This window comes from Photorhabdus sp. P32, assembly GCF_038085095.1.
Lineage (GTDB): Bacteria > Pseudomonadota > Gammaproteobacteria > Enterobacterales > Enterobacteriaceae > Photorhabdus > Photorhabdus luminescens.
The window spans coordinates 20615-42968 of sequence record NZ_JAZGJN010000282.1 but is presented as its reverse complement, the minus strand read 5'-3'; the positions used below and the strand labels follow the sequence as shown (position 1 = coordinate 42968).

The 22354-nt window shown below is 49.3% G+C and carries 6 protein-coding genes; 4 read left to right on the top strand and 2 right to left on the bottom strand.

Going from position 1 to position 22354, the window contains the following annotated elements; all coding sequences use genetic code 11:
• Window positions 1-658: 658 nt before the first annotated feature.
• Both V2H77_RS16890 and V2H77_RS16885 read right to left on the bottom strand, forming a co-directional pair.
• Entirely contained in the window at window positions 659-17032 is a 16374-nt protein-coding gene (locus tag V2H77_RS16890) for a non-ribosomal peptide synthetase (RefSeq protein ID WP_341499732.1), read from the bottom strand.
• Between the two features lie 1311 nt (window positions 17033-18343).
• Window positions 18344-18481, bottom strand: coding sequence for a hypothetical protein (locus V2H77_RS16885; protein ID WP_341499731.1), 138 nt, complete (start codon window positions 18479-18481; stop codon window positions 18344-18346).
• Between the two features lie 365 nt (window positions 18482-18846).
• Between V2H77_RS16885 and V2H77_RS16880 the strand changes: the two genes are divergently transcribed.
• Genes V2H77_RS16880 through V2H77_RS16865 form a run of 4 tightly spaced genes read left to right on the top strand, consistent with a single transcriptional unit; the run spans window position 18847 to window position 21655 of the window.
• Entirely contained in the window at window positions 18847-19638 is a 792-nt protein-coding gene (locus tag V2H77_RS16880) for a class I SAM-dependent DNA methyltransferase (RefSeq protein WP_341499730.1), read from the top strand.
• Window positions 19632-20777: a hypothetical protein gene (locus V2H77_RS16875; protein ID WP_341499729.1), complete on the top strand. Its 1146-nt coding sequence runs from the start codon at window positions 19632-19634 to the stop codon at window positions 20775-20777. Before V2H77_RS16880 ends, V2H77_RS16875 begins: the two co-directional genes overlap by 7 nt.
• Before the next feature lie 10 nt (window positions 20778-20787).
• Window positions 20788-21132, top strand: a complete 345-nt coding sequence (locus V2H77_RS16870) for a hypothetical protein (RefSeq protein ID WP_341499728.1) — start codon at window positions 20788-20790, stop codon at window positions 21130-21132.
• A gap of 1 nt (window position 21133) precedes the next feature.
• Entirely contained in the window at window positions 21134-21655 is a 522-nt protein-coding gene (locus V2H77_RS16865; protein ID WP_341499727.1) for a pyridoxamine 5'-phosphate oxidase family protein, read from the top strand.
• Window positions 21656-22354: the final 699 nt, after the last annotated feature.

Below are 22354 nucleotides of genomic sequence, written 5' to 3'. Positions count from 1 at the left end.
GAGGCGAATCACCCCTCACACACTGCGTGTATACGCTGGGTTTTCCGCACTGTCCGTGTTTGCTGTTCATTTATACCCGTCATCTTTCAAGTTGCCTCTTTGTTGGCTGCACTCGCTCACCCCGGTCACATAGTTATCTATGCTCCCGGGGATTCACTCCCTTGCCGTCGCGATGCATCTTGAAATCTATAAGGTATATAAGAATAGCCAGCAACAATTATCTCTAATAGGTAAGGCTTTTAATTATCACAGGTATTTAAAATAAACCTAATATATTCTAGAGCGAGATCATGAAATTAAGGATAATTAAAGCATCCTATATCACTACCCAAAAACACATTGCCATGATCATATCTTCTATTATCTTCTCATAATTATCTATCACAAGAAATATTCCCAACAATAACACTACAATTAAAAATATAATTTTGATACCAAGGCAATCAATAAAACAAAATAAAATCAACAATAAAATCCGTTTGAGATCACACAATATAAAATAGCAACAATAATAACAAAAAAACCTAAAAAAATAACTTATATGTAAATGATAACTTCCCTTATTCTATTTTAATGCATAAAAAATCCGGTATAATAAATACATACCGGATTTTCACACCATAACTAAATAATTGAGTACCTCCTTAATATATCAGTATTACGAAGTCTCCTCGTCATAGTTGGTTGTCAACGCCCTACTCAAAATCTGAGCTAAAGCGGTTCTATTTTCATCATCCTCCAATAAACTAAAATGGTTACCCGGAATAGCAATCAACTGGAGTAAAGTGTCGGGCATTATCCGCCCCCAACCTAATGATGGTTCTATGCTCACAGACTCTGGCTTTTCATCTGCCACAAAAGAGATAGCTGGAGAAGGTTCTACCGCATAGAACTGATGCAGCGTTATTGCTAATGCTGGCGGCTCATAATCCGTAACGATTTGTGTATAACGTTCGATCTGCTGCCAACGTTTTGCGATCACATCAGCACGCAGGTTTGCTGGATATAACGTCAACTCTTGCGCCGCAGCAATAAACTGAACCAAATTCAATTCATCAATTCGCCGGTATAGCGCCGCAATCTCTTCTTTGCACGCCTTCCCTGACTGCCGGGCCAGCTCAGTAAAGAAATGATGTTTGGATTGCATGGCCTCTTTGCCAAAATAATGAGGAGCAGGCGTGTCAATCAACCCCAGGAAATTGACTCGTTCTCCAGTACTCAAAAGTTGCTGAACAATGGCATAAGCCAATATCCCACCGGAAGAGTAGCCGCTTATCCGGTATGGGCCCGCCGGTTGAACAGCTTTCATCAAAGCGATCATTCTGGCAGCTTGCTCTTCCATCGTTAACATCGATTCTTCAATGATGGATGGCCAAGGCAGCGCATAAATCGGATAGCCCGACGGAATATGATTAGCCAGCCCGAAGACATAAGAATAATCACCCATGCCGCTGGGAACAAAGAACAATGGCAATCCGGCGCCATCAGGTCGCACCAATACAGCGCTGCTTTGCGGCTGAGACAATAAATCTGAGGTGATTTTTGCGGCCAGTTCGGACAATCCTGGAAATTGGAACAACGTATTTAACGTAAAAATCAATCCCTGACCAGCGGCAAGATTCATCATTCGCATAGCAAGCAGCGAGTGACCGCCCAACGCGAAGAAATTGTCATACCGGCTAACCTGCTCAATCCCTAACAATTCGCACCAAATCGCCGCTAATACGGTTTCCGTTTCTCCTTGCGGCGCCTCGTAAACCTGACGAACAAACGCTTCACTGTCCGGCTCCGGTAACGCATGACGATCCAACTTACCGTTTGGCGTCAATGGAAAGGCGTCCAGACGCACAAAGGCTGACGGCACCATATAGTCAGGTAAAATGGCGCTCAAGTGGGTACGCAAGCTATTCGCTAACTTCTCATCCGCTTGCGCCGCCACATAAGCCACCAAGCGTTTGTCCTGCCCTTCACCCAATGCCAGCACCACAGATTTACTGACCGCAGGATGCTCTACCAAGCGGGCCTCAATTTCACCCGGTTCAACACGGAAGCCCCGAATTTTCACCTGATGATCATTACGTCCCAGGAATTCCAGCTTGCCATCCGGCAAGTAACGAACCAAATCCCCAGTTCGATACATCCGTGCATTTGGATTATCGCTAAACGGATCGGTAAGGAAGCATTCAGCCGTCAGTTCAGGACGGTTGAGATAACCCCGTGCTACACCAACGCCCCCGATATACAACTCTCCCACCGCTCCTAACGGCACTGGCTGCCCCTGAATATCCAGCAAGTAAACACGTGTATTCGGCAGCGGACGGCCAATGATATTAGCCTGCCCCATCCCCTCGTTTAGGCAGGATGTCGTCGTGGTAATCGTGGCCTCTGTAGGACCGTAGCAATTAGCGAGAACTGGGTATTCACCGTGAGCCGATAACCAACGTTGTAACTCATGATCCGATATCGCTTCCCCACCAATACAAATCGTCCTTAAGCCTTTATAGATATCGCCTTCATTGACATTTGATATTATCCGCCAGAATTGGGCCGGTATCGCAATGTAGGTAATTTGATAAGACTCACATAGACGCCAGAACTCCTGCGCACTCAGAAGCCATTGATTTGTCCTCAAGACTAATTGCGCCCCCTGTGTTATTGCACAAAATATTTCTGATGCGCAAACGTCAAAAGAAGGGTTGCAAAACTGTAATAGACGGTCAGATGCGTTAAACAACCACTTCGTGTTCAGCGAAGTAATTTGACTAACCAGTTGCTTATGTTCAACCATCACCCCCTTCGGCGTGCCGGTCGAACCGGAGGTGTAAATCACATACGCCAGATGTCGTGAGGTCAATTCAGGTCTCTGTGGATTGCTGTCTGGCAGGTCAGGCAATGTATTCGGATCAAGCACTGTCAACCCGGTCAGCACGTTCTCGCCCAAAGCGGTACGCCCAACAGTATCAGCCAGTAAAATAACCGGTGAAACATCGGCCAAAATATGCGTCAGACGTTCGCCCGGATAATCCGGGTCCAACGGCACATAAGCCGCGCCAGCTTTCAGCACCGCCAACAATCCCGCCACCATCGCCGGAGAGCGCGCCACGCAAACCGCCACCCGTTGATCCGGTTCTACACCTAGCGCAATTAGTTGATGAGCTAACCGGTTAGCACAGGCATTCAGTTCCGCATAGCTGAGAGATTGTTCTTCATACACTAACGCTATCGCGTCAGGGGTGTTCTCCACCTGTTGTTCAAATAACTGATGAATACATCCCGGATTAGTATATGGGAGTCCCGTTGTCGCATTCCAAGTTTCCAGCAATAAGGTACGTTCCGTTTCCGGCAGGATGTTCAATGCCCGTACTGGCGTTTCGGGGGTCTGTTCCAATGCCTCCACCAGACTCTCCAACGCCTGTTGCATATAACCGCATACTCGTTCCGACTCAAACGGTTGGACAACTTGAGCCGTCAGCCCCAGTGCGTTCCCAAAATCTTCTACCGATAAAGCGAACGGATAGTTGGTAAATTCCTGTGCGCTAAGGAATTCAACACCGCTCATCATTTCATCCAAAAGATCCGGCTGATCATTATGTCGGTAATTCAACAGAGCGCTAAACAGTGGAATGCCATCCTGTACACCGCTACAACGTTGAGCCAACGCCAGTGACGCATGTTCATGTTCCAACAACCCCGCCAACCGATTATGCGCCGCCAGTACACTATCACGCACCGACGTATCGTCCATGTCCAGCCGCAACGGCAAAGTATTGATAAACAGCCCCATACCGCTGTCAACCCCTTTCCCCACTGCCATACGCCCAAATACAACGGTACCGAACACCACCTTTTCCTGCCCGCTGGTATGTGACAACACCTGTGCCCAAGCCAGATGGCACAAAGCAGCCAGACTCACCCCCAGACGCCGGGCTTGACCACGCAAACGGTCATTCAGCTCAGGCGCCAGCATCCGCTGCGATTCCGTCACCTGTGAACCATCACGATGCACCTCTGTCAATCCAAACGGCAACGTGGGTTCATCCACCTCCGCCAGCATCTCGGTAAAGAAGCGGATATGCGCTGCCTGATTCACCCCGAGCCGAGCCTCAGCCACCAGATTACGGAAAGAGACTGGAGGCGGTAGGTTCTGCTCCTGTTCGGTAAGATACGCCTGAACTTCATTATTCATCACGTCCAGCGTGGTATGGTCGCCAATCAGATGATGCAGCAATTGCAGGACAATCCAACGGCCGTCCCTTTCCTGTGCCGCCACAAAGCGCAATAACGGCGCTTCGCTCAGATCCAGACGATGATGACGGGGATCAAAACGTTCAGTCAATTGTTCGCTAACCGGTCCATCGGCCGGGTTTAGCGTCAGCTCAGTCACCGACAAGGATGCCTGACGCCAAACCACTTGAGCGGGTACTGACAACCCTTCCCAGATAAAGGCTGTGCGCAGGATATCGTGTCTATTAATCACCTGTTGCACCGCCGCCAGATAACGGTCCAACAGAGTCCGCTCAGTAAAGACCATCTGGCCGGTTAACAAATACGGGTCCCCTTCGCTTGCCAGTAAGTGGTGGAACAAAATACCGTCCTGCAACGGCGACAAGGCATAGATATCCTGAATATTGGCAACCCCGCCCGGCACTTGCCCGACGATGCGGTCAATATCAGTTTGAGTCAAATCAATCAGCGGTAACATCGCCGGCGTCAGCACCGTAGTTGCCGGTGTAATGACATTCGGCGGCACAATTACAGCCTGATGCTGTCCCAACGTCTGCGCCAAATCTGATAGCACCGGAGACCGGAACAGATCACGCGCCGCCAATGTCAACCCTAAGTGACGCAGGCGTTCAATCATGCGTACAGCGAGCAGTGAATGGCCGCCCAGCGCAAAGAAACTGTCATACCGGCCAACCTGTTCAATCCCCAGTAATTCACGCCAAATCGCCGCCAGCGTCATTTCCGTTTCACCTTGCGGCGCTACGTAAACCTGACGGGCAACAGCTTCACTATCTGGCGCTGGCAGCGCCCGACGATCCAACTTACCATTCGACGTCAACGGAAACGCCTCCAGACGCACAAAGGCGGACGGCACCATATAATCAGGTAAGATTTTACTCAGGTGAGCACGCAAGTTATTCACCAGATCATCATCTTCGGCTGCCGCCACATAGGCCGCCAGCCGTTTCTCCGCCCCATCACCTAACGCCAACACCGCCGCCTCACGCACCGCCGGGTGCTCTACCAGACGCGCCTCAATTTCTCCCGGTTCAATTCGGAATCCTCGGATTTTAACCTGTTGGTCATTACGGCCCAGAAATTCCAGATTACCGTCCGGCAAATAGCGGGCCAAATCCCCGGTGCGGTACATGCGCGCCTCCGGGCTATCACTGAACGGATCGACAAGGAAACGTTCGGCGGTTAACTCAGGACGATTGAAATAACCTTGAGCGACCCCATCGCCACCGACATAAATTTCACCGATCACCCCCGGCGGTACTGGCTGACCATAAGCATCCAGCAGATAAACCCGCGTATTGGCTATCGGCCGACCAATGGGGATTCGGGTCGCTCCCGGTGGTAACGCCTCGATAGGATACATAGTGGTAAAGGTGGTTCCCTCACTCGGACCATAAGCCTGCAATAATTGCTGTGGCGGACGATTATCCAGAACCTGAGCAATCACCTGTAAATCGGGTATATCTCCGCCGAAAATCAGGATTTTAATTTGCGGCAAAACCGGAGATAACTCTGCCGCCAACCGGTTAAACAACCCGATAGTCAGCCACAGCACCGTGATACGGCGCTCCTGTAAAGTCAGTACTAACTCCTGTGGCGTCAATAAGGTGGCGCGATCGATAACCACTAAAGCACCACCGTTAAGCAACGGCGCCCACACTTCAAACGTGCTGGCATCGAAAGCGGGATTAGCGGTAAAAGCAACTCGATCCTCCGGTCCGATGTTGGCATAGCCATTATTGATGACCAGACGGACCATAGCACGATGCGGCACCAAAACCCCTTTCGGTGTGCCGGTAGAACCGGAGGTATACATGATATACGCCAAGTCGGTGCTGGAACGCGGCAAATCAGGATTGACACGATCTTGCTCTCTGTTCGCACTTTTCTCATCCGAGAGACGCAGTAACGGAATAGTCAAGTTAGCCGGAATATCAGTCCGAGTATCGGTAAGCAACAACCGGGCGGAACAATCACTTATCAGCCAGTTTTTCCGCTCATCCGGCATACTGGGATCAACCGGCACGTAAACAGCGCCGGCTTTGAGAATCGCCAATTGGGCCACCACCAGCTCCATCGAGCGCTCTAACAGGATCGCAACATGGTCATCCGGGCGAATCCCCTGTTCGATTAGCTGATGAGCCAACCGGTTAGCACATGTATTCAGTTCTGTATAGCTTAAGGTTTTATCTCCCGCTATCAGCGCCGTCGCTTCTGGGGTTTTCTCTACCTGCCGCTCAAACAGTTGATGAATACATAACGCATCAGGATAGGCGGTTTCCGTGGCGTTCCAGGTTTCCAGCAACAACGAGCGTTCCGTTTCAGGCAGGATGTTCAACGCTCGTATCGGTGTCTCCGGCGCTTGCTCCAAAGCTTCTACCAGACTCTCCAGCGCCTGTTGCATATAACCGCATAGGCTTTCCGGATCAAACGGTTGCACTACCTGAGCCGTCAGCCCCAGAGATTCACCAAAATCCTCCACCGACAATACAAATGGATAGTTGGTTCGCTCCTGTCCGCCCAGAAATTCAATACCGCTGATAAGTTCATCTGACGTTGCCGATAAGGCATTATGTCGATAGTTCAACAGGGCGCTAAAGAGTGGCGTACCGCTGGCAACCCCACTGCAACGCTGAGCCAGTGCTAATGAAGCATGTTCATGCGCTAATAATCCGGCGAGTCGAGTATGGGCGGCTTGCACGCTGTCCCGTACTGGGGTCTCATCGATATCCAGCCGTAACGGCAAAGTATTGATAAACAACCCCATGCCATTGTCAACACCATCCCCCGCTTGCATACGCCCAAACAGCACCGTACCAAACACGACACTCTGCTGACCACTGGTACAGGATAACACCTGTGCCCAAGCCAGATGACACAGCGCCGCCAGACTGACACCCAAACGCCGGGCCTGACTACGCAAACGGTCATTTAGCTCAGGAACCAACATCCGATGGGATTCCGTCACCTGTGAACCATCGCGATGTATCTCCGTCAGCCCGAATGGTAACGTCGATTCATCCACCTCCGCCAACATCTCGGTAAAGAAACGGGTGTGCTCTTCCTGACTGACGCCCAATTGGGCCTGCGCCACTAAATTGCGGAAAGGAACCGGCGCCGGCAAGCTCTCCTCCTGCCCCATCAGATACGCCTGCACTTCGCGGTGCATCACTTCCATCGTTTCATGGTCACCAATCAAGTGATGATGCAATTCCAGTAACAACCAGCGACCATCAGTTTCCTGCGCGATAACAAAACGCAGTAACGGGGCTTGACTCAGGTCGAGACGATACTGAGCGGGATCAAAACGCTGAGTTAACTGGTCACTGACCTGACCGTCAGCCGGGTTCAACGTCAGCTCCGTCACGGACAGTGGGGCCTGACGCCAGACCACTTGTGCCGGCATTGACAATCCTTGCCAGATAAAGGCGGTACGCAGAATATCGTGCCGCTCAATAGTTCGCTGAATCGCCGCCAAATAACGATCCAACAGCGCCCGATCAGCAAAAACCATCTGGCTGATTAACAGATACGGATCACCTTCCTTCTCCAACAGATGGTGGAACAAAATACCATCCTGCAACGGCGACAAGGCATAGATATCCTGAATATTCGCCACTCCGCCCGGTACCTGTTTGACGATATGGTCAATATCAGCCTGAGTTAAATCAATCAGCGGCAACATTGCCGGTGTCAGCATCGTCGTATCCGGTGTAATACGGTTGTCAGGCACCCGGATTTCATCATGCTGAACCAGAGACTGGGCCAGAACACGAAGTGTTGGATATTGGAATAGCGTTTGTACCGATACACCCAAACCGATACGCCGCAATCGTTCAATCATACGCACAGCGAGCAGTGAATGACCGCCCAATGCAAAGAAACTGTCATGCCGACTAATCTGCTCAACGCCCAATAATTCACACCAGACAGCCGCCAGCATCGTTTCTATCTTCCCTTGCGGAGCTTCATAGACCTGACGAGCAAACGCTTCCTCCCCCGGTGCTGGCAACGCCCGGCGATCCAGCTTGCCATTCGGGGTCTGCGGGAAGCTATCCAACCGCACAAAGGCCACCGGTATCATATAATCAGGTAAAACGGCACTCAGATGTTCACGCAAACCGGCAGCTAACCCCTCATTCGCTTCCGCCGCCACGTAGGCAACCAGCCGTTTGCCCTGTTCATCATCCAGCGCCAGCACCGCCGCCTCTTGCACCGCCGGGTATTCCACCAGCCGGGTTTCAATTTCCCCTAACTCAACCCGGAAGCCACGAATTTTCACCTGTTGGTCGTTACGACCGAAGAATTCCAACTCACCGTTCGGCAGGAAGCGGGCTAAATCTCCAGTGCGATACATCCGTGCATCGAACATCGGACTAAAGGAATCTGGCAGAAAACGTTCCGCGCTCAATGTCAGCCGGTTCAGATAACCTCGCGCCACCCCCACGCCGCCAATATACATTTCGCCTACGCAGCCTAATGGCACAGGTTGGCCGTGTCTGTCCAGTAAGTAGACGCGAGTATTCCTAATCGGCCGACCGATAGAACGATCATCTGCTGGAGATAATATTTCCTTACAAGTCGCCGTCACGGTATTTTCCGTCGGACCATAAGCGTTCAATAGCTGAGGTCGGTGGCCTGCTTGTCTAAACCAGTCCTGAATGGCGTTTCTTTTGACCGCCTCACTGCCAATAATGATGAGTCTGAGATCATCCGGCAGCGGTAATCCATCGTCTCTGGCCGCCAATTCAGACCAGAATAAGGTCGGCAAAAACATCACCGTGATACGGTTCTGCCGGGCTAAAGCAATAAATTCCGGCATCGACGCCAGCCAGCTATCATCGCGAATAATCAGCGTAGCCCCGTTGCATAACGTCGAGAAACACTCTTCTACTGAAACATCGAATGCAAAAGCAGCAAATTGCAATACCCGGTCTTGCGCGGTGATAGCATAGTGTTCATTCACCCCCATATGACGTTGATAGACCGCCTGATGTTCCACCATCACCCCTTTCGGCTGCCCAGTAGAGCCGGAGGTGTAAATCACATAGGCCAGATGCTGCGGCGTCAACGCCAAAACCTGCGGGTTGCTGTCCGGCTGGTCAGGCTGGCTATTCGGGTCAAATATCGTCAGCCCGGCCAGCGCTTCGTCACCCAGCGCAGCCTGTCCAATCGCATCAGCCAATACCACTGATGGGGCAGTGTCATTCAGGATATACGTCAGACGTTCCGCCGGGTAGGTTGAATCCAGCGGCACATAGGCCCCGCCAGCTTTCAGCACTGCCAACAACGCCACCACCATCACCGGGGAACGCGCCACGCAAATCGCCACCGGCTGATTTGGTATTACGCCGAACGCGATCAGTTGATGAGCAAGACGGTTAGCACGGGTATTCAGTTCCGCATAACTCAGCGTCTGATCTTGATACGCCAGTGCTGTAGCCTGCGGGGTTTTCTCCACCTGTTGCTCAAATAATTGATGAATACATAACGCCTCTGGATACGGAGTCTCCGTGACGTTCCAAGTTTCCAGTAACAACGCGCGTTCCGTTGCAGGCAGGATGTTCAATGTCCGTACCGCTGTTTCTGGCGTTTGTTCAAGGGCTTCAACCAAACTCTCCAGCGCCTGCTGCATATAATTGCATAGTCTTTCCGGATCAAACGGCTGCACCACATGAGCGATCAATCCCAATGTAGCGCCATCGTCTTCCACCGACATCCCGAAGGGATAGTTGGTGCTTTCCTGCTCGCCCAAGAATTCAATCCCGTCTATCATTTCATCCAAAGGATCTGACTGATCATTATGCCGGTAGTTCATCAAGGCGCTAAAGAGCGGCGTACCGCTGGCAACCCCACTGCATCGTTGAGCCAGCGCCAGTGAAGCATGCTCATGTTCCAACAATCCCGCCAACCGGGCATGTACAGCCTGTACACTATCTCGTACCGGCGTATCATCCATATCCAGCCGTAGCGGCAGGGTATTGATAAACAGCCCCATACCATTGTCAGCTCCTTCTCCCGCCGCCATGCGCCCAAACAGCACGGTGCCAAACACCACCTTCTCCTGACCACTGGTACAGGACAACACCTGCGCCCAGGCCAGATGACACAACGCCGCCAGACTGACGCCCAAATGCCGGGCTTGGCTACGCAGACGGTCATTCAAGTTGGCCGTTAGCATCCGGTGAGACGCCATTTCCTGAGACCCATCACGATGTACGTCCGTCAGCCCGAATGGCAGAGTGGGTTCCTCTACCTCCGCCAACATCTCGGTAAAGAAACGGGTATGCGCTTCCTGATCCCCCCCTAGCCGGGCCTGAGCCACCAGATTGCGGAACGGTACTGGGTCAGGCAGGCTATTACCTTGTCCGGCAAGCAACGCCTGCACTTCACGGTTCATCACTTTCATTGCGGTATGGTCGCCAATCAGGTGATGTTGCAATTCCAGTAACAACCAGCGGCCATCGCTCTCCTGCGCCACCACAAAACGTAACAGCGGCGCCTGCCCCAAATCCAGACGAGAATGACGGGGATCAAAACGTTGGGCCAGTTGATCGCTAATCGGCCCATCAACTGGGTCCAGCATCAATTCAGTCACGAATAAGGAAGCTTGACGCCAGACTACCTGAGCTGGCACCGACAACCCTTGCCAGATAAAAGCGGTACGTAGAATATCGTGGCGATCAACCACCTGTTGCACAGCCGCTAAATAACGGTCTAGCAAAGACCGATCAACAAAAGCCATCTGACTGACTACCAGATACGGATCACCTTCATTTGCCAGTAAGTGGTGAAACAAAATACCGTCCTGCAACGGTGACAACGCATAGATATCCTGAATATTGCCCACTCCGCCCGGCACCTGCCCGACGATACAATCAATCTCAGCCTGAGTCAGATCAATCAGCGGCAACATTTCCGGGGTGATTTTCGTCGTCGCTGACGTAATCACATTCGGCGGCACCACCATAATCGGGTGTCGCCCCAGTGTTTGCGCCAATTCAAACAACACTGGCGACTGGAACAGGTCACGTACCGCCAGCGTTAAACCCAAGTGACGCAGGCGTTCAACCATCCGCACCGCGAGCAGCGAGTGACCACCCAACGCAAAAAAGCTGTCATATCGGCTGACCTGTTCGATCCCCAGTAATTCACGCCAGATTGCTGCCAGCGCCATTTCCGTTTCGCCTTGCGGCGCAGCGTAAACCTGACGAGCAAAAGCCTCATTGTCCGGTGCCGGCAATGCCCGGCGATCCAACTTACCATTCGGGGTCAATGGAAACCCATCCAGACGCACAAAGGCTGTCGGCACCATGTAATCCGGTAAAATAGCACTCAGGTGATCACGCAGACTAATCGCCAGTCCCTCATGGGCTTCCGCCGCCACATAGGCCACCAGTCGTTTGTCCGGCCCATCGCCTAACGCCAATACAGCCGCCTCACGTACCGCCGGATGCTCCACCAGACGCGTCTCAATTTCTCCCGGTTCAATGCGGAAACCGCGGATTTTAACCTGTTGGTCATTACGGCCCAGGAATTCCAGATTGCCATCCGGCAGATAACGGGCCAAATCCCCGGTCCGGTACATGCGGGCATCCGGTTGATCACTAAATGGATCTGTCAGGAAACGTTCAGCCGTCTGGTCAGGGCGATTAAGATAGCCGCAAGCAACCCCATCTCCCCCCACATAAATCTCACCGATCGCACCTGACGGTACTGGCAGACCGTAAGCATCCAGCAGATAAATACGTGTATTGGCTATCGGTCGGCCAATGGGGATTCGGGTCACGCCCTGCGCTAATGCCACGATAGGATACATAGTAGTAAACGTGGTTCCCTCACTCGGCCCATAAGCCTGCAAGAGTTGTTGTGGCGGGCGATTATCCAGAACCTGAGCAATCACATGTAAATCGGGTATGTCTCCCCCGAAAATCAGGATTTTAATCTGCGGAAGAACCGGGGATAACTCTGCCGCCAGCCGATTAAACAAGCCGATAGTCAGCCACAGCACTGTGATGTGGTTAACCTGTAAAACCTGAACTAACTCCTGTGGCGTTAATAACGTGGCACGATCAATAACCACTAATGTCCCGCCATTGAGCAGTGGCGCCCAGACTTCAAATGTGCTGGCATCGAAAGCCGGGTTAGCCGTAAAAGCAACCCGATCATCCTGGCCGATTTCAGCATAGCCATTATTGATAACCAACCGGACCACCGCACGATGCGGTACTAACACCCCTTTTGGGGTACCGGTAGAACCGGAGGTGTACATGATATATGCTAAATCGGCGCTGGAATGCGGTAAATCAGGATTGAGGCAATCTTTCTCTTTGTTCGTATCTGTCTCATCCGAGAAACGAAGCAGCGGAACAGCCAAGTTAGCCGGAATATCCGTCTGTGTATCGGTGAGCAGCAACCGAGCGGAACAATCATTTATCAACCAGTTTTTCCGTTCATCCGGCACGCTGGGATCAACCGGCACGTAAACAGCGCCGGCTTTAAGAATCGCCAATTGGGCCACCACCAACTCTATCGATCGCTCTAGCAGAAGCGCAATATGATCACCGGGACACACCCCTTGTTCGATTAACTGACGAGCCAGCCGATTAGCACGGGTATTCAGTTCTGTATAGCTCAGAGTTTTATCTCCTGCTATCAACGCCGTCGCCATTGGGGTTTTCTCCACCTGTTGTTCAAACAACTGATGGATGCATGACTGATCAGGATAGACGGTTTCCGTGGCGTTCCAGGTTTCTAACAACAAGGTACGCTCTGCTTCCGGCAGGATGTCCAATACCCGAACGAGCATTTCCGGGGTTTGCTCCAGCGCTTCCACCAGACACTCCAGCGCCTGTTGCATATAACCGCATAGGCTTTCCGGATCAAACGGTTGCACTACCTGAGCCGTCAGCCCCAGTGTAGAACCTCCGTCCTCCACTGACAGTACAAACGGATAGTTAGTTCGCTCCTGTTCACCCAGAAATTCAATCCCGGCCATTGTTTCATCCAAAGGATCTGGTTGCTCATTATGGCGATAGTTCAACAGGGCGCTAAAGAGCGGCACACCGCTGTCAACCCCACTGCATCGTTGAGCCAACGCCAACGGAGCATGCTCATGCTCCAACAATTCAGCCAGTCGCAGATGCGCCTCTCGCACACTGTCCCGTACCGGAGTCTCATCCATATCCAGCCGCAGCGGCAGAGTATTGATAAACAACCCCATTCCTTCCCCCACGGCCATGCGCCCAAACAGGACGGTGCCAAACACCACTTTTTCCTGTCCGCTGGTACGCGATAACACCTGCGCCCAGGCCAGATGACACAACGCCGCCAGACTGACGCCCAAACGCCTAGCTTGACTGCGCAGACGGTTATTTAGCTCAGGAACCAACATCCGGTGGGATTCCGTCTTCTGAGATCCATCACGATGAACGCCCGTCAGCCCGAACGGCAACGTTGGCTCCTCCACTGCCGCCAACATATCGGTGAAGAAGCGGGTATGCGCTGCCTGACTCACTCCCAACCGGGCCTCAGCCACCAGATTGCGGAATGGCACCGGTACCGGCAGATACTCCCCCTGTCCGGCAAAATAGGCCCGTACTTCACGGTGCATGACTTCCATCGTTTCGTGGTCGCCAATCAAGTGATGCTGCAATTCCAGTAAAAACCAGCGACCATCGGTTTCCTGGGCGATCACAAAATGCAGTAGCGGCGCCTGACTCAAGTCAAGACGATACTGAGCGGGCTCAAAACGTCGAGTTAACTGATCAATGACTGGGCCGTCAGCCGGGTCTAACGTCAGTTCCGTCACAGGCAATCGTGCCCGACGCAAGACCACCTGCGCCGGGACTGACAATCCTTGCCAAATAAACGCCGTCCGTAAGATATCATGGCGATCAATCGTCTGTTGTACCGCCGCCAGATAACGCTCCAACAAAGAACGGTTAGCAAAAGCCACTGGATAGAGCACCAAATAGGGATCACCTTCCTGTTCCAACAGGTGGTGGAACAGGATACCGTCCTGTAACGGCGACAACGCATAGATATCCTGAATATTCGTTATCCCACCCGGTGCCTGCTCGACGATGCGGTCAATGTCAGCCTGAGTCAAATCAATTAGCGGCAACATCTCCGGCGTCAACGCCGTGATTGTCGGCACGATGACGTTAGGCGGGACTATTACAGCCTGATGCTGTCCTAACGTTTGAGCCAATGCTGACAGCACCGGCGACTGGAACAGATCACGCGCCGTCAGTGTCAAACCTAGGTGGCGCAAACGCTCAATCATCTGCACGCCGAGTAGGGAATGACCACCCAACGCAAAGAAACTGTCATGCCGGCTTATTTGTTCAATACCCAATAATTCACGCCAGATGGCCGCCAGGGTGATTTCAGCCTTCCCTTGTGGGGCTTCATAAATCTGACGGGCAAAATCGTCTTCCCCCGGTGCAGGCAACGCCCGGCGATCCAGCTTGCCGCTCGGGGTCTGCGGGAAGGTATCCAGACGTACAAAGGCCGCCGGTACCATATAATCAGGCAAAATAGCACTCAAGTATTCACGCAAATCAGCAGCCAATCTCTCATTCGCTTGCGCCGCCACATAAGCCACCAGCCGTTTGCCCTGATCGCCATCCAATGCCAACACTACCGCCTCTTGTACCGCCGGGTGCTCCGTCAGTCGGGTTTCAATTTCCCCCAGTTCAATTCGGAACCCCCGAATTTTAACCTGCTCATCGTTACGGCCCAGAAATTCTAAGTCACCATTTGGTAAGTAGCGGGCCAAATCCCCAGAGCGATACATCCGCGCACCGGACACCGGACTAAAAGGGTCCAATATAAAACGTTCCACGCTCAACGCCGGCCGGTTCAGATAACCTCGCGCCACCCCCACGCCGCCAATATACATCTCACCTACGCAACCTGTGGGTACCAGTTCGCCATATTTGTCCAGCAGGTAAATACGGGCATTTTTAGCCGGTCGGCCGATAGAGCGGGCATCTTCCGGGGATAACACGTCCTTATAGGTCACCGTCACGGTGTTTTCCGTCGGACCATAACCATTCAATAGCCGGGGCTGATGGCCTGACTGCTTAAACCAGTCCTGAATGGCGCTCTTTTTCACCGCTTCGCCCCCAATGATGATAAGACGGAGACAATCCGGCAGCGGTAAACCTGGATCTCTGGCGGCCAGTTCAGACCAGAATAAGGTTGGCAGCGACATCGCCGTAATACGATATTGTCGGGTTAAGGCAACAAATTCTGGTATCGAAGCCAGCCAACTATCATCCCGAATAACCAGTGTGGCTCCGTTGCATAATGACGAGAAAAAATCTTCCACTGAAACATCAAACGCAAACGCGGCAAATTGCAATAGCCGGTCTTGCGCGGTGACAGCATAGGTGTCATTAAAGCCCAGATAACGTTGATAAATCGCCTGATGTTCCACCATCACCCCTTTCGGCTGCCCGGTAGAGCCGGAGGTGTAAATCACATAGGCCAGATGTTGTGGCGTCAACGCCGGAATCTTCGGATTGTTGTCGGGCTGATCAAGTTGGATATTCGGATCAAGTACCGTCATTCCTATAAGCGCCTGTTCACCCAGCGCCGACCGACCAGCTTCATCAACCAGTACCACTGACGGAGCGCTATCACTCAGGATATACGCCAGACGTTCCCGCGGATAAGTTGAATCCAGCGGCACATAAGCCCCGCCGGCTTTCAGCACTGCCAGCAATGACACCACCATCATCGGAGAACGTTCCACACAAATCGCTACCCGCCGGTCCGGTGTGACGCCTAGCGCAATCAGTTGATGAGCCAGCCGGTTAACACGGATATTCAGTTCCGCATAACTGAGGGTCTGTTCTTGATATTCCAACGCTGTAGCGTGCGGGGCTTGTTCTACTTGTTGCTCGAATAATTGATGAATACATAATGGGTCAGGATAAGGGGTTTCCGTGGCGTTCCAGGTTTCCAGTAATAACGTGCGTTCAGCCTCAGATAACAAATTCAACTGCCAGATAGGAATTTCCTCTCCCTGCCTTTTTGACGCTGCCAGCATCTGTAAATGTTCACCCATGCGCAGGACCACTTCCGCACTCAGACGGTTTTGATCGTAGATCCAACGAAAACTGCCCTGCGCATTGACTTGGAGCGTCAGCAATTCGCCCTGCGCCGCCTGATCACACGGTCTATCATCCTCTATGACAGCAACGGCAATCCGCCACGGCTGGTGGATTGTCAACGCCGGAATAACCCATAATGAAGGAACGCGCGAGAGGAGATCACGACTAAATGTGTGGTGCCGGGTCAACCGGGCCAGCTCGCCATCCAGCCAGTTCGCTACCACATGCCAGGGCTTATCAAACTCCATCTCAACGACCATTGGCGCCACCGGCGCCAAATCTGTCGATCTATCGTTTATTCCATCCACGCACCAACCAATTTGGAATGCTGTCTGTTGAGTCAGACGTGCAAGATAGATAACGAATGCCTGCAACAACGTTCGTACTGGCTCTTCTTCACCGTTTTTCGGCAACGGGGAGTACCAGTCACTGATTACCCAGCTAGGTTCCGTTTGTTCTCCGGCGGTTTCAAAAGGTAATTGGAGGGGTTGCAAAGCAGCAAGACGTTCACACCAAAATAATTCACTGGGTGTAAACGTCTGGGGAATATTCTTTACATTCTGAGTCGGTGGTAACGCGTCATTTACGTTGGTTATATTTTCTGACGTTTGAGAGAGGAGTTCAGCTTTAAAAGCACTTCCTACTTGAGCAATGCTATCTTTCATTTACTACCTCAACGAATCTGTTAGAAATTTGAAAACTGTCATTTCTGACAACCATCACCCATATTTCTTTCTCACTTCTTGCCCCCAAGAAATAAAAACGGACACATCTGATATCAATTCAAGATATTCAGATCAGGGATGTTATAGTCCGGTTAACAACAACCAATTAACAATTTCTTGACATTAATTTTCCTGATAACGAAATAAATAATTTATTTTATGATCTGGAATAAGACATTCCATTTTTGTTCCTGTTTTTTTAGATAAGTTCGATTAATTGACTACAATTTTAATTGGCTAATATTGAATTCCATCATTTAAAATGGAACCGTTAACTGCATTTATTTATGCATAAATACCAAATTACCACTGTATTTTATCTATTTCCTATTAATATCTAATTGAAATGATTTCAAAAACAAACAGGAAATTTATAAAGATAAAACGAATAAATTAATCCTCAATGATAAAAAAAGTTTACCTTGATAATTACTTATAAAAAAAATTCTTTATCTCAATAATTAACCAATATCTCAATTACAAATGTAACTTATTCAACATTTACAAACCGCCTTATATATTCAATTTTTTGAAAATATAAGACTGGGTTAAAAGTAATTCATAACACACTATTTTTCAACAAATAAATAATATCCTTAATGTAAATACCGTAAACGAACCAATACAAATTCAAATTAAATCCATTATATTGTTTTATAATAATAAGATTATAAAGTCGATATAAATGTGATTATATTTAATACCAAGAAGAAACAATTTAAAACTAGAAATGACTTTATTACACACTATGATAATAATAAACATTATTGCTATAAAACAATAATCTATACCCTATGGATTTCAAGATGCATCGCGACGGCAAAGGAGCGAATCCCCGGGAGCATAGAGAACTATGTGACCGGGGTGAGTGAGCGCAGCCAACAAAGAGGCAACTTGAAAGATGACGGGTATAGTTTAATTTCAAGACATCAGAGAAATATATAGACATTATTTAGTTAACATTAACAACAGGAAATATATGGCTATTTTCAAGTTTTACATTAATTGTTCTTAATTATTTATGAAAACAACAATGAAGCCTATTTTATATATAGCAAAGAAAATTCATAAAAAAACAAAAACAGATTGAATTAAATCCTAATCAACAATAGCGAAAACTTGACTAAATAATCTATATGGAAATTATCAAGCCTCTTATTTTGTTTTAAAACAAAAACAATCCGGTATAAACAATAAATATCGGATTATCACACCAACGTTAAATTATCCAATATTCCTTATTTATTAGCATCACGCCATCTCCCTTTCAAGACTGATTGCCTGCACCCTATTCAAAACCTGAATTAAAACAGTTTTATTCTTATTATCCTCCAATAAACTAAAATAGTTACCCGATATTGCAATCAGCTCAAAAGAAGCATCAGACATTATCGTTCCCAGCCTAATGACGGTTCTATGCTTATAGACTCTGGCTTTCATCCGTCACAAAAAAATTTCAGACTGATACCGATTTCAATTTAATTCATTGCTAATAATTCGATTAGGTAACTTTTCTAATTGACTAAAATTTTTAAAACCTCCCCCTTGAAAACCCGATTTTATATACCAACTTGAATGTAGCATTCAGAATGCGAAACGTTTATTTCAGAAAGATTTAACCTTACATTTAATTCAACCACTCTGGGAGAGTGGCATTTTTAGCGCTCTCCTTTCATGTTCGTAATGCAGGGGAAATAGATTAAGTAGTAAGAGGTAAACCTGTTAATTCATTTTTTACATCATGGACAAGGTATATGTCTTTAACAGAATGTTCTGACCTTTCCCCGGTCAAAGAAAAAAATAACTCCCCAAAATTCAACTCCGCAACATTTGATAACTATGCTGAACTCTATGAAAAAACGCTCTCCTGGCCGTACCGTAAAGAATTAGAACTTCCAACATTAGAAAGGCTACTGGGTAACTTATCCGGTTTGAACGTTCTGGATTTTGGGTGTGGCCCTGGCGTGTTGTCTCGCTGGTTGAGAGAGCGAGGAGCAGAATGCATTATTGGTCATGATATTTCCGAAGGTATGCTTAATTATGCTCGCCAACATGAGGAAAAAGATCAGCTCGGAATTCATTATATTTCAGATATCAATGAAAATTATAATGAATATTTCGATATCATCCTTGCCGTCTATGTAATGCCCTATGCAACTAATCACGGGGGCTTGCTGGCGATGTGCGAAACCATGTCCAGGGTGTTAAAGCCGGGCGGGCGGCTGATTACATTGCCTATCCATCCTGATTTCAATGCGGAACCAGAATATTATCGTCCTTTTGGCCTTCGTCTGATTGAAGAGAGTCAGCGTGCGGACGGTAGCCCTGTTCTGCTTCATATCTGTCAACCACCTTACGATGTATATCTACGGGCATATTATTGGTCGCGTCAGATATTAGAAAATACGCTACATCTGGCCGGTTTTCAGACCGTGAACTGGAAACCGTTATATGCGCCAGCTAATACTCTGCTATCCGATCTTTCCCTCTACGCTCAATGGCCGCATGCGGCCATTATTGAATGTATTAAGGGAAAAACATGTTAAGTCATTTTTGTCGATCCACCGATCTCCCTTTATTTTCCGACATTGAGCATATTGACCAGCATGAGTGGGATGCACTGGTCACAGACAATGACTTTTTTCATAGCCACAGCTGGCTAGCCGCACTGGATTACGCCCTCGGTAAGGGAGACGTTTTTACTCTGTATGACAATGCCGGGTTGTTGGGCGGCTGTGCGCTTTGGGATGGTGAAGATCAGCCAGGGCTGTTCTATCTGCCTGACTACTTCCCCGGATTGGATGGTCCCTGGCGACAGCCATTTTTGTGGGGTGGGGCTCGCCGTTCCACACACAATGAGATTCTCTGCGTGCAAGGACCACGGCGCGGTGAAGCATTATCTATCATTGCCGAAATGCTGGCCCAGTTGGCAGGGAGCCGAGGATGTTACGCTACCATTGTGCCTTTTATGCCGCTGTACCGGGCGTTGGAGGCAGCTCGTTATTATCCTCATGCCCGTGTACTGATGCATTCAGCAGAGGCAGCTATACTTGTACCTGCCGGAGGACTTGATTCACAATTACAACAACTATGTTCACACCACCGGGTCAGAGCCAACGCGGAATTAGCCGCTTTTTCCCGTTTAGGGAACCGAGTTGAATGGTGCCGATTGGATGATCATCTGTTAGCTCCAGCAATCGAGCTGATTACCAACAACCGAAAAAAATACGGTAGTCCTCAAAGCGTTGACTGGATGCGGCGCATGTTCGATGGACAAAAAAAGTCCTCGGTTATCGACGCCGCCATTGCTGCTGTAGCCAAACGCGGCAATCAAATCTTAGGGATAACGATCTTCTACCAGTTTGGTGAAACCCTTCATGCCCGCTATTACGGCTCAAATTATCAGATAGACGATAACGACTTTCGTTATTTTGTTCTGACTTACTACCATTCTCTTGATTACGCAGCCCAAAATGGTACCCGCGAATGCCGGCTGTCCATTTCTGCCCTGAGAACCAAGACGTTGCGTGGCGCGAAAATAGAGCCGTTGGCAGCATTGCTGCTATTTGACAATACCGCCCCTCTGTCAATCAGCGAATGTAAAAACTATAACCGCCTTTTTTATCAGCATTATCAAAAACAATACGGTGCCCACCTAACCGCCGACTGGGCATTGCTTGATTAAAGGAAACTCTATGTTGCATCTGATGTATTTATTGAAACCGACACTCAAAGCCCATCTGGATATGGCTGCATTTTGGCATTGGGTGGAGAAACGTGATGAGTGGTTCTACCGCACACTGGAAATGGCAGGAGAGCGCCGTTGGCATGTCCGCACTATCGGTAGTGAAGTCCATTGTCTGGAACATTACGTTACCTTTGCCGACGAAGCTGCCTGGGGACAGTACCGCAGAGCCGTGTCAGCCCTAAGCAAAGATCCCCAATGGGAAAAAATCCGCGTCGAACAATATTTATGGTGGGAAATCCTCGATTCCTGTTTGTTGAACGATGCGCCCTTTATCGCTACCCCAAGGAGATAACATGAATCTGACACAACGCAGCCTTTATTTGCTCAACAGCGCACGCTTTTTCACCCTTGCTAGCCAGAATGATGACGGCACTCCCTGGGCTTCTACCGTCAATTATGTACCATTGTTTGAGCCCTTGCGGCTGGTATGGTACTCGATGAGTACCGCCAGACATTCCGAGAATATTCGCTACCGTGCCGAGGTCAGCGGTTCACTGTTTCGTTATGACATGCAGGAAACGTCGCCGTTAGGGCTGGACGGCGCGCAATTTACCGGCCATGCACGGGAAATACCGCAATCCGAATGCGAGCATATACATCGGGATTATTACCGGCTCAATTTCCCCGATGCACTGGCGCGCGCACGCTGGCAGTTGCCCGTACACGAGTTTTATGGCGATGGCGCACGGCGATTTTACGAACTGCTGATCAATGACTGGTGGCTTCTGGATATTGATGGCTGGCTGGAAACCAAAGAAGACAAACGCGTTCCTGTCCCCCTTGCCCAACTGGTTGTACCGAAAAAGGACGTCTAATGAGTCTATATTAGAGGTCCAACGGAGGAATCCCCGAAAATAACGAGTTACCTACTCATAGTGTAAAAACCATGCTGATTACATAATAAATGCACTATGATTAGCACAAAGGTTTTTGTACTAAAAAGAAACCGATTAATGGGATGCTTGATCATTAAAACCACGAGTGTAAAAAGTGTACTTTTTGCACTCACTGTACGGGGTATTTTTTGAAATGCGGTTACCCATTATAACTTGCACAACAGTTTCTCCTGCACCTGACTGTGAGTTCCTGTTTTTAGATAAATTCGATTAATTTTCTGCAATTTAATTGACTGAAAACAAATTACATAATTAAAGATAATCTCATTCTCCACGCTTATTATATATATTCCGCAACAATATAGTCCCAGATTAAAGACAATTATATCTGACATTATCCTATACCCGTCATCTTTCAAGTTGCCTCTTTGTTGGCTGCGCTCACTCACCCCGGGAACATAGTTATCTATGTTCCCGGGGATTCGCTCCCTTGCCGTCGCGATGCATCTTGAAATCCATTGGGTATACAACAATAAAATAACACCACCAACGTAAACATTATAAACAAGAACAGCGTCTAACTTAAAACTGTCTTTAACAGTTCTTTAACCTTTATTACCACTAATCATTTAAAGCAAAACCAATATATACAAAAGAAAAACCATGAAACTAAAACTA